This is a genomic window from Streptomyces lusitanus, from assembly GCF_042647945.1.
GTDB classification, from domain to species: domain Bacteria; phylum Actinomycetota; class Actinomycetes; order Streptomycetales; family Streptomycetaceae; genus Streptomyces; species Streptomyces pseudogriseolus.
Window position 1 is genome coordinate 306,323 of record NZ_JBHRWL010000033.1, and the last position, 13,697, is coordinate 320,019.

Genomic DNA, 13,697 nt, shown 5'->3' on the forward strand with positions numbered 1-13,697 from the left:
TCAGCCCGCTGTCACGTCCAGTGCCCGCAGCACGTCCGCGATCAGGTCCTCCGGGTCCTCGGCGCCCACGGAGAAGCGGACGAAGCCCTCCGGCACCGCGTCCCCGCCCCAGCGGCCGCGCCGCTCCGCCGTGGACCGCACACCGCCGAAGCTCGTCGCGTCGTCCACGAGCCGCAGGGCGTCGAGAAAACGGTCCGCCCGGTCGCGGGACGGCAGCGTGAACGACACCACGCACCCGTAGCGGCGCATCTGCTGCGACGCGATCTTGTGCGACGGGTCGTCGAGGAGCCCCGGATACCGCAGGCCCGTGACCTCCGGCCGCTCCCGCAGAGCCTCGGCGAGCCGCAGCGCGGTGGCGTTCTGCCGCTCCACGCGCAGGTGCAGCGTGGCGATCGACCGGTGCGCGAGCCACGCCTCCATCGGTCCCGGGATGGCGCCGACGATCTTGCGCCAGCGCCGGACCGCGGCCATCGCCTCGGTGTCGCGGCCGGCGACGTATCCGAGGAGCACGTCGCCGTGACCGGTCAGCTGCTTGGTGCCGCTGGCCACCGCGAAGTCCGCGCCGAGCTCCAGCGGGCGCTGGCCCAGCGGCGTCGCCAGGGTGTTGTCGACGGCGACCAGGGCCCCTTGCGCGTGGGCCGCGTCGGCGAGCCGCCGCACGTCGCACACGTCGAGACCGGGGTTCGAGGGCGTCTCGATCCACAGCAGCCTCGCGCCGTCCAGCACCTCCAGCTGGGCGTCGCCGCCGGTCGGCGCGGTGCGCACCTCGATGCCGTACGCCTCCAGCTGGGCCCGCGCCAGCGGCAGCGCCTGGTAGCCGTCGTCGGGCAGGACGACCGCGTCCCCCGCGCGCAGCTGGGAGAACAGCACCGCGGAGATCGCGGCCATGCCGGAGGCGAACACCAGCGTCTCGACGTCGTCCCGCCCCGGCGCCTCCAGCTCACCGACGGCCCGCTCCAGCAGGGTCCACGTCGGGTTCTCGTCCCGCCCGTACGTGTACGGACCGGTCGGGTCCCCGGGCAGATGGAAATGGGCCGCGAACACCGGCCCGGGCAGCGTCGGCTCGTGCTTCACCGGCTCGGGCAGCCCGGCCCGCACCGCACGGGTGCCGTCGCCCGGCCCGTCGGCGGTGCCTCTCGTCGTGTCGCTCATGCCGCCCGTCCTTTCACGTGCTCGCGTACCGCGGCGAGCAGCCCACGGCTCGCCGCCTCCACCATCTCAAGACACGCGTCGAAACCCTCGGGACCCCCGTAGTACGGGTCGGGCACGTCGAGGTCCTCGCCGGCGGCCGGGTCGTAGGACCGCAGCAGCCGCACCTTCTCCGCGTCCCGCTCCGTGGGGGCCAGGCGGCGCAGCGCCCTGAGGTGACCGGCGTCCAGGGCGACGACGAGATCGAGACGGCCGAACCAGGACGGGTCGAACTGCCGGGCCGTGTGCTCGGCGTCGTAGCCGTTCTCCCGCAGCACGGCGACGGTGCGGGGGCCCGCGCCCTCGCCCTCGTGCCAGCCGCCGGTGCCGGCGCTGTCGACCTCGACCTGATCCGTCAGACCGGCCTCGGCCACGCGCGCGCGGAAGACGAACTCGGCCATCGGGGAGCGGCAGATGTTGCCGGTGCAGACGAAGCAGACGCGGTAGGTCACGGTGGTCAGTCCCCGTCGGGCAGGACGACGTTCAGGGCCCAGGAGACCACGGAGATGATCAGACCGCCCAGGACGGCCGTCCAGAAGCCCTCCACGTGGAAGCTCAGGTCGAGCTGGTCGGCGAGCCAGGAGGTGAGCAGCAGCATCAGGGCGTTCACCACCAGGGTGAACAGGCCCAGGGTCAGGATGAGCAGCGGCAGGCTCAGCAGCTTGACCACCGGCTTGACCAGGAAGTTCACCACGCCGAAGATCAGCGCGACCAGGAGCAGGGTGCCTATCTCCTTGCCGGTGCTGTCCCCGGTCAGCGTGATCTTGTCGAGCAGCCAGACCGCGACCGCGAGGGCTCCCGCGTTGGCGATCGTCTTGACTAGGAAATTCTTCATGTGTCTGATCGTGACAGACAGCATCGTGATCGGGCAGTAGGAGCAGGGGCGGGACCCGTGAAGGCATTCAGGCTGGACGAACTCGAGGCGGAACGAGCGGCGAACGACGGGGCATACCTCCAGTTCCTGCGGGAACGGAACATGTCGGTCGGCCTGTACGCCCTGGACGCCGGCGCGCAGGACCCGCAGCAGCCGCACGGCCAGGACGAGGTGTACTTCGTGGCCAGCGGCCGCGCCTCGATCACCGTGGGCACGGAGACCACACAGGTGGCGCGCGGCAGCGTCGTGTACGTGCCGGCCGGGGTGCCGCACAAGTTCCACCACATCAGCGAGGACCTGCGGATCCTCGTGGTGTTCTCTCCCCCGGAGAGCTGAGGCCCGGCCTCGGGGTTCCCTCAGGGTCGGGTCAGGGGACGACAAGGGATCCGAGGCCCCCGCCGGAACCCCGGCCGCCCTAGCATCGGGTGCAGGACATCATCGACAGGACCCGGCAGGCAGCGGGCGGAGAGGTAAGGACAAGGCCATGCGAGAGATCTTCACGGGACTGCCGTGGTGGGTGAAGTGGATCGCGGTGCCGGTCATCGCCCTGGTGGTGTTCGGCGGCCTGATCGCGAGCGTGGTCGGCTTCGTCATCGGCCTGCTCTTCAAGGCGCTGGTCTTCGTCGCCCTGGTCGGCGGACTGATCTACGTGGTGCGCAAGTTCACGGCGAGCTCCTCGTCGCGCGACTGGTGAGCGGACGGGAACCGGCGGGGCGGTAACAGGAAGCGCCGGTTCCCTCGGGTGGGGGAAGTTTCCGCGCAGGGCCTCCTGCGTGCGCTGACGTCCGGTTAGAGTCCGGAACTCGACGCGGGGCCGGTCCCCGCGAGCGGCGTCCCACCACCCGTGTTCCCCGCACGGGCTGCCCCCTCGCGTTACGGGAGTGACCCTTGGCCACGACTGGCACCGCCCCTCGGACCGCGGTCCCCTCGCAGCCCCGTTCGCCGGCGCGGCCCGCCCCTCCCACCGGCGCGACCCTCATCGGCTCGGTCCAGCGCGCCATGCGCCTGCTGGAGACCGTCGCCGCCCACGAGCAGGGCGCCCCGGCCAAACAGCTCGCCCGGGAGACCGGGCTGGCGCTGCCCACGGCGTACCACCTGCTGCGCACCCTGGTGCACGAGGGTTACCTGCGCCGTGACCGCGGACTGTTCTTCCTCGGGGAGGCGGCCGAGCGGCTCAGCGGCAGCGGAGCCCAGCAGAAACGTCGCAGCACGGTCGCCGACACCCTCGCCCGCTGGCGGGACGCGGTGGGCGTCCCCGTCTACTACGCGGTGTACAGCGACGGCGAGATCGGTCTGATCGGCGTCGCCGACACCCCGGCCAACCCGGCCGTCGAGGAGTGGGCCGACTTCCGGGAGACCGCGCATGCCCACGCCGTCGGCCAGTGTCTGCTCGCGCAACTGGACGACGCGGCCCGGCAGGACCACCTCGACCGGTACCCGGTGCGGCCGGTCACCCCGTACACGGTGCGCGACGCCACGAGTCTGCTGCGGCGCCTGGAGCGGGCCCGCGAGACCGACCTGGCGATCGAGCGTCAGGAGTACGCGCTGGGGACGGTGTGCGCCGCGATCCCCCTCAGGGTCGGCGCCACGGCGGCCACGGTGGCCGTCTCGCTGCCCGTGCACCAGGCCGACCGGCTCCTTCCGACGGTCCAGCGGCTCCAGGCCGAAATGCGCTGCCTGCTCGGCTCGCTCGCGCTGTCTATCAGTATCTGAAAACTCACTCCTTGTGATCTGCTGTGTACGTTCAGCAAGATTCCCTCTAGTGTCAGGGTCCATGCCCGGCCAGTCCGCGGCGAATGACGGGGTAGGCGATGCGCGAATCCGTACAGGCAGAGGTCATGATGAGCTTTCTCGTGTCGGAAGAGCTTTCCTTCCGCATTCCGGTGGAGCTGCGTTATGACACCTGCGATCCCTACGCGGTGCGGCTGACCTTCCACTTGCCCGGAGACGCCCCGGTGACGTGGGCGTTCGGCAGGGAGTTGCTGGTCGACGGCGTGGGCAGGCCGTGCGGTGAGGGGGATGTGCGGGTCGCGCCGGTCGACCCCGACACCCTGGGCGAGGTGCTGATCCGGCTTCAGGTGGGCAGCGACCAAGCGCTGTTCCGCTCGTCGACCGCCCCGCTCGTGGCCTTCCTCGATCGCACCGACAAGCTGGTGCCGCTGGGACAGGAAGGGGCGCTCGCCGACTTCGACGCCCACCTCGACGACGCGCTGGACCGCATCCTCGCCGAGCAGAGCGCCGGCTGACGCGTTGCGCCGATCGGGTGGGCCGATGGCGTAACGCTTCAGCGCGCCCCCAACTCCTCGGGCTCTTCGTGGGGACGGGACGCGTCAGGGTTTGCGGCGCCGTCCCCGTCCGCCCCGTGTCATGGCCGGCCGGGGCTCCGGCGAGCCACCGGCCGTCTGTTCACGTGCCGCTGTCTGCCCGGGCACCGGGGCACGGTCCGCCGGGCGGTCGGCCGAGACGACCAGCGTCGCCAGGGCCGTGGTCACCGGCACCGACGCCACCAGGCCGATCGAGCCGATCAGCGTGCGCACGATCTCCTCCGCGACCAGCTCGCTGTTGGCGACCGTGCCCACGCCGCTCTGGGCGACCGAGAACAGCAGCAGCAGCGGCAGCGCGGCGCCCGCGTAGGCGAGGACGAGGGTGTTGACCACGGACGCGATGTGGTCGCGGCCGATGCGGATGCCCGCGCGGTACAGCGCGCGGCGCCCCATCGCCGGGTTGGCCTCGTGCAGTTCCCACACGGCGGACGTCTGCGTGACGGTCACGTCGTCGAGGACGCCGAGCGAGCCGATGATGACGCCCGCGAGCAGCAGGCCGCTCATGTCGATGTCCGGATAGAGACCGTGGATCAGGCCCGTGTTGTCGTCGGTGTTGCCGGTGAGGGCCGACCAGCCGATGAACATTGAGCCCAGGACGCCGATCAGGGACAGTGAGACCAGGGTGCCCAGTACCGCCACGGAGGTGCGGGCCGACAGCCCGTGACAGAGGTACAGGGCGACCAGCATGATCAGGCTCGCTCCCACCACCGCGACGACCAGCGGGTTCGAGCCCTGAAGGATCGCCGGCAGGATGAAGAAGTTGAGCACCAGGAAGCTGATCGCCAGCGCGACCAGTGCCATGACGCCCCTCAGCCGCCCCACGGCCACCACGGCGAGCGCGAAGACCCCGGCCAGCAGCGCCAGAGGGAACCGGCGGTTCACGTCGGCGACCGAGTACTGGAGGTCGGCCGGAGCGGAGGGCTCGTAGGCGACCACGACACCCTGGCCCTCGCTCAACTGCCGGGACTGGTCCGGCTGCACGATCTCGGTGAACGTCCGGCCCTTGTCCTTGCCGGTGTCGACCCGGATCGTCGCCTTCTTGCAGGTGCCGTTCGCCTGCTGCTGCGCGGAGGAGCCCTCGGCGGTGGAGGTGTCACCGGTCGGGACGCCGGCTGAAGGATTGGCGGAGGCGCAGTTCACCGCGACCACCTTGGTGACCGTGGCCTGCTGTGTCTGGCGGTCGAAGCCGACGCCGGTGCGCTCGTGGGCGGGGGCGCCGCCCGGCCACAGCACGGCCAGCCCGATGAGGACCGCCGCGGTGAAGGGGATGAGGACCGCGGCGATGACCTTGCGCAGATGGCGCGAGACGGGGGCGGCCGGGCCATGACTGTGGCTGTGTCCGTGGCTGTGCCCGTGCGCCTGCCCGCCTGTTGCGCCGGGGGCGTTCAGCAGCCGGTGCGAGCCGGTGTGTTCGTGCGCGCCTGTGCGTCCCTGTCCGGGACCGTGCCCGTGCCGCTGCCCGGGGCCGTGCCCGGGCTGGGCGCCTGCGCCGTGCGGGGGCTCGGACGGCGGGAACGGAGGCGGAGAGTTGGAGGTCACCGACCGATCATCGCAAGAAGGAAGGGTGCCCTCTGTTCACCGCGCCAGAAAGGACGCTAGCGTGGAGGCACCTTTTGTACACGCGGGAGCTCGGAGCACCGGGCTGAGAGGGCGCTGACCTCCGTCCCTGCGATGTTCCACGTGAAACATCACCGACAGCGGGTGATGTTTCACACGGGACGTCGGCAGACGGAAACCGCTGCGTCGACCGCCGAACCTGTTACCGGGTAATGCCGGCGTAGGGAGTAGGTCTCATGACCAACAAGGACGCACGCACGCCTGCCTCCACGCAGAACCCGACGGAGACGTCGGAGGCCACGGAGGCCGGGAAGCCCATCGGCTGGCACAAGGCGTACGTCGAGGGCAGCCGCCCCGACCTGCGGGTGCCGGTCCGTCAGGTGCATCTCACCAACGGGCAGTCGGTCACCCTGTACGACACCTCGGGCCCGTACACCGATCCGCTCGTCGACACCGACGTCCGCCGGGGACTGGCCCCACTGCGCGAGAACTGGATCGTCGCCCGCGGCGACACCGAGGAGTACGCGGGCCGTCCCGTCCGGCCCGAGGACGACGGGATCAAGCACACCTCACCCCGCGGGGGACTGCGCAACCTCGACGCGGTCTTCCCCGGCCGGCCTCGGCTGCCGCGCCGGGGCCGCGCAGGAATGGCCGTCACGCAGCTCGCGTACGCACGCCGGGGCGAGATCACGCCCGAGATGGAGTTCGTGGCGATCCGGGAGAACGTGTCCCCCGAGGTGGTCCGCGAGGAGATCGCGGCGGGCCGCGCGGTGCTGCCCGCCAACGTGAACCACCCGGAGAGCGAGCCGATGATCATCGGCAAGCGGTTCCTGGTGAAGGTCAACGCCAACATCGGCAACTCGGCGGTCACGTCCTCCATCGAGGAGGAGGTGGAGAAGATGACCTGGGCGACCCGCTGGGGCGCCGACACGGTCATGGACCTCTCCACCGGCCGCAACATCCACACCACGCGCGAGTGGGTGCTGCGCAACTCTCCCGTCCCCATCGGCACCGTGCCGCTCTACCAGGCGCTGGAGAAGGTCGACGGCAAGGCCGAGGAGCTGACCTGGGAGATCTACAAGGACACGGTCGTCGAGCAGGCCGAGCAGGGCGTGGACTACATGACGGTCCACGCGGGCGTCCGGCTCGCCCACGTGCCGCTCACCGCGAACCGTAAGACCGGCATCGTCTCGCGCGGTGGCTCGATCATGGCGGCGTGGTGCCTGGCGCACCACAAGGAGTCGTTCCTGTACGAGCACTTCGAGGAGTTGTGCGAGATCCTCGCCGCGTACGACGTCACGTACTCGCTCGGGGACGGTCTGCGGCCGGGATCCATCGCGGACGCCAACGACGAGGCGCAGTTCGCGGAGCTGCGCACGCTGGGCGAACTCAACCGGATCGCCAAGCGGCACGACGTGCAGACCATGATCGAGGGCCCGGGGCATGTCCCGATGCACAAGATCAAGGAGAACATCGACCTCCAGCAGGAGATCTGCGAGGAGGCGCCGTTCTACACGCTCGGCCCGCTCACGACGGATGTCGCGCCCGCGTACGACCACATCACGTCGGGCATCGGCGCCGCGATGATCGCCTGGTGGGGCACGGCCATGCTCTGCTACGTCACGCCGAAGGAGCACCTGGGGCTGCCCAACCGGGACGACGTGAAGACCGGCGTGATCACCTACAAGATCGCGGCTCACGCGGCCGACCTCGCCAAGGGGCACCCGGGCGCCCAGGAGTGGGACGACGCGCTGTCCGACGCGCGCTTCGAGTTCCGGTGGGAGGACCAGTTCAACCTGGCCCTCGACCCGGACACGGCCCGTGCGTTCCACGACGAGACCCTCCCGGCGGAGCCGGCGAAGACGGCCCACTTCTGCTCCATGTGCGGCCCGAAGTTCTGCTCGATGAAGATCTCCCAGGACATCCGCCGTGAACACGGCGGGAACCGCACGGAGATCGAGGAGGGCATGGCCCAGAAGTCCCGCGAGTTCGCGGCGGCGGGCAACCGCGTCTATCTGCCGATCGCGGACTGACGAGGGGATGCGGTGGCGGCGGCCCCGGCGGCCGTCGTCACCGCATCCGGAGCGGTCGCGTGCCACCGGGCGCCGGCCGGACGCGGGGCGCGCGGTGTCCGGGCGAGGGCGCGCCGTGGGTCATCTCGTGCTTTCGGGTGAGGGTGGGCAGACTGGGGCCATGGCTGCGTGGGCGATGAGCAAGGGGTCCAATCTTCCCGTCGAGGCGCCCGTGGTGCGGGCCGAGCTCGCCTGGTCGGCGGGGCCCGGTGTGCCCGACATCGACGCGTCGGCCCTGCTGCTCACGTTGGTGGGGCGGGTGCGCGACGACGGGGACTTCGTCTTCTACAACCAGCCGCGCCATGCCTCCGGGGCCGTGCGGCACCTGGGCAAGCGGCACGCCGACGGGGCCGCCACCGACACGGTCGAGGTGGACCTGCGTTCCGTGGAGCCGGCCGTCGAGCGGATCGTGCTCGGGGCGTCGGCCGACGGCGGGACCTTCGGCCAGGCGCCCGGGCTGGTGCTGCGGCTGCTGGACGCCGGCTCGGGCATCGAACTCGCCCGCTTCGACATGGCGGCCGGGTCCGAGACCGCCTTCATCGGCGGCGAGCTGTACCGGCGGCAGGGCGCGTGGAAGTTCCGCGCGGTCGGGCAGGGATACGCCTCCGGCCTGGCCGGACTCGCCACCGATTTCGGCATCACCGTCGACGACCCCGCCCAGACGCCCCTCGTCGCCGCGCCCCTGCCGCCTCCACCGCCCGCCCCGGCACCGCGCCCGTCAGGCTCCACCCGCTTCACCAAGGGCGAGGAACAACTGCCCGTCGACATGCGCAAGCGGCTCTCCCTGCGCAAGGAGCAGGTCGCGGTCAGTCTGCGCAAGCACGGGGCCGCCGAGGTCACCGCGCGCGTGATCCTCGTCCTGGACGCCTCCGGGTCCATGTCCTTCCTGTACTCCAAGGGCGTCGTGGCCGACGTCGTCGAGCGGATGGCGGCGGTCGCCGCCCAGCTGGACGACGACGGGGAGATGCAGGCCTGGACGTTCGCCTCCAACCCGGCCAGGCTGCCGGACGTGCGACTCGGCGAGCTTCCCGAGTGGCTGCGGCTGCACGTCCGCGTGGGGGAGATCTCCCTGTTCCGGCGCAAGCGCAAGAAGGGCCTCGATCCGAGCCAGGTCGACATGCGCGACGTCGGCATCCAGAACGAGGAGCAGAAGGTCATCGCGGAGGTACGCGCGTACGTGCGGGAGCACCCGACGTCCGCCCCCACGCTCGTGCTGTTCTTCTCCGACGGCGGCGTCTACCGCAACGCCGAGATCGAGGCGCAGCTGCGCGAGGCCGTCGAGGAGCCCGTGTTCTGGCAGTTCGTGGGGCTCGGGCACGCCAATTACGGCGTGCTGGAGCGGTTCGACACGCTGCCCGGGCGGCGCGTCGACAACGTCGGCTTCTTCTCCGTCGACGACATCAGCACGGTCCCGGACGCGGAGCTGTACGACCGGCTGCTGTCCGAGTTCCCGCAGTGGATCAGGGCGGCGCGCGGGGCGGGCATCCTCTGACGCCCCGGCCCCCGGGACGCACGCCGGCCGTCCGGCGTGTGTCCCCGTCGCGCTGCCGTGACCGCTACTCCGGCTGGTGTTCCGGTCCTCCGAAGTCGGGGCTCGAGTAGTCCGGGCTGGAGTAGCTGGGGCGGGTGCCCCGGTGCACCCCGTCCTCGGGGCTGGAGAACCCCGGCCGGTCGTACCCCAGGTGCGGGATGCGGCTGGTCGGCGTGGGCGGCACCGTGTGCTGGAGTGCCGTGGCGCCCGCCGCGCCCTGGAGCGCGTCCCGCAGGAACGGCACGATGCCCCGTTCCAGCAGGGCCTCGAGCCAGGCGTCCCTGGCCTGGGCCACCTCCTCGTCGAGTTCCCGGTACGTCCCGCCGAGCGCCGAGGGCTTGTTGCGCAGCGCGGTGAGCAGCAGGCCCGCCCCGGCGACGAGGATGGCGACGGCCGTGACCGCGCCGAACACCCAGCCGGTGGTCAGCATGGTGCGGGCGAACTCGTTCTTCGAGTCGAGCGTCCGCAGGACGAAGCCGACGAGCAGGAAGATCGCGGCGGCGGTGCCGGCCAGGACCGGCGCCAGGACGGCGACGACGGCCGCCACCCCCGCTCCGGCGGCCTCGGCCATCTCGCCCATCGACGCGGCGAACCCCGCCGCGCCGGTGGAGCCCGGCTCGCCGCTGCCCGCGTCGCGCACGGCCGGGGTGACCGTGGGCGGCCTGCGTGCCTCTTCGCGGACCTTCACGTAGTGCTGGTACTCGGTCGCGGCGGCCGCGCTGATGAGCGCGGTGGCGTTCAGCGCCATCGTGCGCAGTTGCTCCGAGTTGAGCCGCTGTCCCACAGCGGCCAGCTCCGGGTTGTGTGGTGCGGAGCGCAGCGCCTCATCGAGAATCCGCTCGTAGTCCTGGCGGTCCTCGCTCAGCAGGTGCTGCGGAACGCTGTTCATGTGCATCCCCCGATGCTCCGTAGGGCTTGGGGCTCGGCATGCTGACGAGCCGTCGGGCAGAAACGGAGGGGAGCCTGCTACGGATAAGCCGATGGTAGAGCGGTGACGGCGCGCGGTGACAGGGGGTCTGCGGAAATTGCCGTCCCCGGGATGCGGTCGCGGGCCGCCGCAACACGGCCCGCGCGTCCCTCAGTTGGTCAGCGGCAACTGCCGTACCAGCAGTTTTCCTGCCATCGTGACGCCGCCGTCCATCGCGATGGCGAGTCCGTCGGCGTACACGTGAGGTTCGGCCACCACGGGGCCGTTGTCGTCCTCGCCGTCCTCGGAGCCGACCTCGCCGAGCAGATACGGAATCGGGCTGTGGCCGTGAACGACCCGGGTGCCGCCGTACGTATTGAGCAGGGAGCGCACCGCGTCGGCGCCGCCCTCGTCGCGGAAGGAGAACCGCTTGGTGAACTTGCGGAACAGGTCCCAGACCTCGTCGGCGTCGTTGCGCGTAAGGGTCTCGCGGACCGTGTCGTTGACCTCTTCGATCGAACGGCCGTAGTCGAGGTAGGCGGTGGTGTCGGAGTGGAGCAGCAGGTGACCGTCGACCTCCTCGACGGCGTCGAGGCGGGCCATCCACTGGAGGTGGTGGTCCTGGAGGCGGTCCATGTCGGTCTTCTGTCCGCCGTTCAGCAGCCAGGCCGCCTGGAAGGTGGCCGTACCCGCGCCGGAGTTGACGGGCGTGTCGCCGAACCGCTTCGCGCCGAGCAGCAGCAGCTCGTGGTTGCCCATGAGGGCCTTGCAGTAGCCGCCGGCCGCCGCGGCCTCGGCGGACAGCCGCATCACCAGGTCGATGACGCCGATGCCGTCCGGGCCGCGGTCGGTGAAGTCGCCGAGGAACCACAGGCGCGCCGTGCCGGCACACCAGTTGCCCGCGGAGTCGACGAGGCCCTGCTCCTGGAGGGCGGCCACCAGTTCGTCGAGGTAGCCGTGGACGTCGCCGACCACGAACAGCGGGCCCTTGCCGGTGGCGGGCGGCGGGGCGGGCACGGCCGCGGGGTCGACGGTCACCTGGACCGTGTCACCCCGGTTGATGACCGGGAGGTCCCGCTGGGTCGGCGTGTACCCGTCTGGGTACGCCTCCTCGGCCGGCGGGGCGACGTCGCCGGGGTGCGTGCCGCTGTGGACGTACGGACCGGTCTCGTGGACGTACGCTGGTACCCGGAAGTCGCGCAGCGTCGCCGTCCGCTCCACCTCGGGTCCCTGACCGGCCCCCTGAGTCATCGACCCCTCCACCATCGCGCCGCATCTGCACCGCGTCGGACTGCCTGGTCGCAGCGGCCCGCGGTGTCGTGGGCCCATCATAGGAATGCGGATCGCGCCGTGTGATGACCCAGGGGTGGTGAATCAGAACAGGACTCCGTTTCACCGTGGCTTTCGTCCCGTTTGCGGTGGTCTCCGGCCGGTCGAATGGCGTTCGACACCGGCGCGCGGGCGTCCCCCGAACGCCCCACGGACCCCCGATCGGGCTCCGCCCGCACCCGGCCGGTGGTCCGGATTCCGTTTCCGGGACGGTCTCCGCGCCCGTGCCGGCCGCCCTGCTTCCGGGTCCCGGACGGTTTCCGCGCCCGCGCCCGTCCCGCGCCCGTCGTCCATTTTCCGGGTCCGGGCCGGTGCGGTGGCGGTAGGGACCCCCGATTCCGGCTTCCGGACCTTCCGGTGTGCGGCCGATCCCGGGGGCCCGGGCGGGCCGGGTTCCGCCTCGCTTCACCCCTCCGGAAGCGAAGCATTCCCCCTGTTCCTCCGGCCCTTCGCGCCCCCGGGCGCTCATGTCCCCTGCGGTGACCTCGGCGGGCTGACCGTCGTGCGGGGCGGCCGGCGCTGCGAGGACGTGCGCACGATCAGCTCGGTCGGTATCACCTGCTCGACCGGCTGGTCCGAGTCGACCCCCTCGATGGCGTCGATCAGCAGCTGCACCACCGCCGTGCCGATGCGGCGGGGTTTCAGGGAGAGCGTGGTGACGGGCGGCTCGGTGTTGGCGTACACCGTGGACTCGCTGCAGCAGACGAGGAGCAGGTCCTCCGGCACGCGCAGGCCGTAGCGGCGGGCCGCCGCGAGCAGGTCCGTGCCGTTGGGGTCGAAGAGGCCGTAGACCGCGTCGGGGCGGTCCGGGCGGGCGAGCAGCCGGTCGGCGGCGACGGCGCCCGCGCACGGGTCGTGCGCCGGGTACGCCTCGTACACCGGGTCCTGCCCCACCCGCTCGCACCAGCGCAGGTAGGCGGTGGTCGACAGGTGGGTGTACGTGTCGGTGGTGGTGCCGGTCAGCAGGCCGATGCGGCGGGCGCCGGCGTCGGCGAGGTGGTCGAGGATGCCGAGCACGGCGGCCTCGTGGTCGTTGTCGACCCAGGCCGTGACCGGCAGGGAGCCGGCCGGGCGGCCGTCGGAGACCACGGGTAAGCCCTGGCGGACCAGCTCGCTGACCACCGGGTCCTGGTCGGAGGGGTCGATGACCACCGTGCCGTCCAGGGCCACGTTGGACCACACGTCGTGACGGGAGGTCGCGGGCAGGATGACGAGGGCGTAGCCGCGGGCGAGCGCGGCGGAGGTGGCGGCCCGCGCCATCTCGGCGAAGTACGCGAACTCCGTGAAGGTGAAAGGTTCATCCCCGTACGTCGTCACGGTCAGGCCGATGAGTCCGGACTTCCCGGTGCGGAGCGTTCGGGCGGCGGCCGAGGGGCGGTACCCCAGTCTGTCGGCCACCTCGCGGACGTGGCGCCGGGTGGCGTCCGGGAGCCGGCCCTTTCCGTTGAGGGCGTCGGAGACGGTCGTGATGGAGACTCCGGCGGCGGCGGCCACGTCCCTGATGCCCGCTCGACCCGGCCGGCTGCCTCGGCGTGAGGTTTCCGCGCGGCTCACCTGGTGCTTCCCTGCTGCTGTCATGGCGAGCCGATAGTAGGGCTCATGCGGTGGGGTAGGGCGGACGCATATGCACGCGTTGACAGGCACGTTTCTGCATGATCATTTTGCATCAATCGCCTTGGAAACCACGGGTGTTGACCGTCCCAACACCGGTCCCTGACGTGTCGGTGCATGCGCGCCTGGCGAGGGTGCGATGTTGCGAAGAGGTCTCAACTCACCTGCACGGGTGATGCGCGCCACGGCGTGAACCACCGGCGCGTAGATATATGTGGGGCGCGCCCCTGACACGCACGCCCTTCGCACCTGTACGGGCGATGTTGCCGGTGTTGTCCGTGTGACGGACGAGGAGCAGGGAGCC

Annotated in this window: 13 protein-coding genes; 6 read left to right on the forward strand and 7 right to left on the reverse strand. The window is 71.3% G+C overall.

Annotation, left to right across the window (positions count from 1 at the left end):
• Genes ACFOSY_RS33305 through ACFOSY_RS33315 form a run of 3 tightly spaced genes read right to left on the reverse strand, consistent with a single transcriptional unit; the run spans position 1 to position 2,023 of the window.
• Complete coding sequence (locus ACFOSY_RS33305; protein WP_394314228.1) at positions 1-1,152, reverse strand: cystathionine gamma-lyase; 1,152 nt, start codon at positions 1,150-1,152, stop codon at positions 1-3.
• On the reverse strand, positions 1,149-1,640 hold the full coding sequence (locus ACFOSY_RS33310; protein WP_394314230.1) for a low molecular weight protein-tyrosine-phosphatase: 492 nt from the start codon (positions 1,638-1,640) through the stop codon (positions 1,149-1,151). The genes ACFOSY_RS33305 and ACFOSY_RS33310 overlap by 4 nt, the downstream gene beginning before the upstream one ends.
• A gap of 5 nt (positions 1,641-1,645) precedes the next feature.
• Positions 1,646-2,023, reverse strand: coding sequence for a phage holin family protein (locus ACFOSY_RS33315; protein WP_024886231.1), 378 nt, complete (start codon positions 2,021-2,023; stop codon positions 1,646-1,648).
• Positions 2,024-2,080: 57 nt separating this feature from the next.
• Between ACFOSY_RS33315 and ACFOSY_RS33320 the strand changes: the two genes are divergently transcribed.
• The 4 genes from ACFOSY_RS33320 (at position 2,081) to ACFOSY_RS33335 (ending at position 4,308) form a co-directional block, all read left to right on the forward strand.
• Positions 2,081-2,398 carry a cupin domain-containing protein gene (locus tag ACFOSY_RS33320; RefSeq protein WP_394314232.1) on the forward strand — a complete coding sequence of 106 codons (318 nt, stop codon included), beginning with the start codon at positions 2,081-2,083 and terminating at the stop codon, positions 2,396-2,398.
• 148 nt (positions 2,399-2,546) lie between these two features.
• Positions 2,547-2,756 carry a DUF5326 family protein gene (locus ACFOSY_RS33325; RefSeq protein ID WP_019525342.1) on the forward strand — a complete coding sequence of 70 codons (210 nt, stop codon included), beginning with the start codon at positions 2,547-2,549 and terminating at the stop codon, positions 2,754-2,756.
• A 194-nt stretch (positions 2,757-2,950) separates the two neighbouring features.
• On the forward strand, positions 2,951-3,775 hold the full coding sequence (locus ACFOSY_RS33330; protein WP_394314235.1) for an IclR family transcriptional regulator: 825 nt from the start codon (positions 2,951-2,953) through the stop codon (positions 3,773-3,775).
• 98 nt (positions 3,776-3,873) lie between these two features.
• A complete protein-coding gene (locus ACFOSY_RS33335; protein WP_019525340.1) occupies positions 3,874-4,308 on the forward strand; it encodes an SsgA family sporulation/cell division regulator in 435 nt (144 codons plus the stop codon).
• An 84-nt stretch (positions 4,309-4,392) separates the two neighbouring features.
• Here the strand turns inward: ACFOSY_RS33335 and ACFOSY_RS33340 are convergent, their stop codons facing one another.
• Positions 4,393-5,925 carry a YibE/F family protein gene (locus tag ACFOSY_RS33340; RefSeq protein WP_394314237.1) on the reverse strand — a complete coding sequence of 511 codons (1,533 nt, stop codon included), beginning with the start codon at positions 5,923-5,925 and terminating at the stop codon, positions 4,393-4,395.
• Positions 5,926-6,179: 254 nt separating this feature from the next.
• Between ACFOSY_RS33340 and thiC the strand changes: the two genes are divergently transcribed.
• On the forward strand, positions 6,180-7,976 hold the full coding sequence (thiC, locus tag ACFOSY_RS33345; protein ID WP_394314240.1) for a phosphomethylpyrimidine synthase ThiC: 1,797 nt from the start codon (positions 6,180-6,182) through the stop codon (positions 7,974-7,976).
• A 160-nt stretch (positions 7,977-8,136) separates the two neighbouring features.
• Positions 8,137-9,507, forward strand: a complete 1,371-nt coding sequence (locus tag ACFOSY_RS33350) for a VWA domain-containing protein (RefSeq protein WP_394314241.1) — start codon at positions 8,137-8,139, stop codon at positions 9,505-9,507.
• A gap of 64 nt (positions 9,508-9,571) precedes the next feature.
• Here ACFOSY_RS33350 and ACFOSY_RS33355 read toward each other — a convergent pair whose 3' ends face one another.
• The 3 genes from ACFOSY_RS33355 to ACFOSY_RS33365 form a co-directional block, all read right to left on the reverse strand.
• Positions 9,572-10,441: a hypothetical protein gene (locus ACFOSY_RS33355; RefSeq protein ID WP_394314243.1), complete on the reverse strand. Its 870-nt coding sequence runs from the start codon at positions 10,439-10,441 to the stop codon at positions 9,572-9,574.
• Positions 10,442-10,624: 183 nt separating this feature from the next.
• Positions 10,625-11,719, reverse strand: coding sequence for a metallophosphoesterase (locus ACFOSY_RS33360; RefSeq protein WP_394314245.1), 1,095 nt, complete (start codon positions 11,717-11,719; stop codon positions 10,625-10,627).
• 528 nt (positions 11,720-12,247) lie between these two features.
• Complete coding sequence (locus ACFOSY_RS33365) at positions 12,248-13,360, reverse strand: LacI family DNA-binding transcriptional regulator (RefSeq protein WP_078492901.1); 1,113 nt, start codon at positions 13,358-13,360, stop codon at positions 12,248-12,250.
• Positions 13,361-13,697: the final 337 nt, after the last annotated feature.

Bases quoted from the DNA above. Each gene is read 5' to 3' on its own strand.
- ACFOSY_RS33335 (WP_019525340.1), top strand. From the start codon at position 3,874: ATGCGCGAATCCGTACAGGCAGAGGTCATGATGAGCTTTCTCGTGTCG.
- ACFOSY_RS33350 (WP_394314241.1), top strand. From the start codon at position 8,137: ATGGCTGCGTGGGCGATGAGCAAGGGGTCCAATCTTCCCGTCGAGGCG.
- ACFOSY_RS33365 (WP_078492901.1), bottom strand. From the start codon at position 13,360: ATGACAGCAGCAGGGAAGCACCAGGTGAGCCGCGCGGAAACCTCACGC.
- ACFOSY_RS33360 (WP_394314245.1), bottom strand. From the start codon at position 11,719: ATGGTGGAGGGGTCGATGACTCAGGGGGCCGGTCAGGGACCCGAGGTG.
- ACFOSY_RS33325 (WP_019525342.1), top strand. From the start codon at position 2,547: ATGCGAGAGATCTTCACGGGACTGCCGTGGTGGGTGAAGTGGATCGCG.
- thiC (WP_394314240.1), top strand. From the start codon at position 6,180: ATGACCAACAAGGACGCACGCACGCCTGCCTCCACGCAGAACCCGACG.
- ACFOSY_RS33355 (WP_394314243.1), bottom strand. From the start codon at position 10,441: ATGCACATGAACAGCGTTCCGCAGCACCTGCTGAGCGAGGACCGCCAG.
- ACFOSY_RS33315 (WP_024886231.1), bottom strand. From the start codon at position 2,023: ATGAAGAATTTCCTAGTCAAGACGATCGCCAACGCGGGAGCCCTCGCG.
- ACFOSY_RS33305 (WP_394314228.1), bottom strand. From the start codon at position 1,152: ATGAGCGACACGACGAGAGGCACCGCCGACGGGCCGGGCGACGGCACC.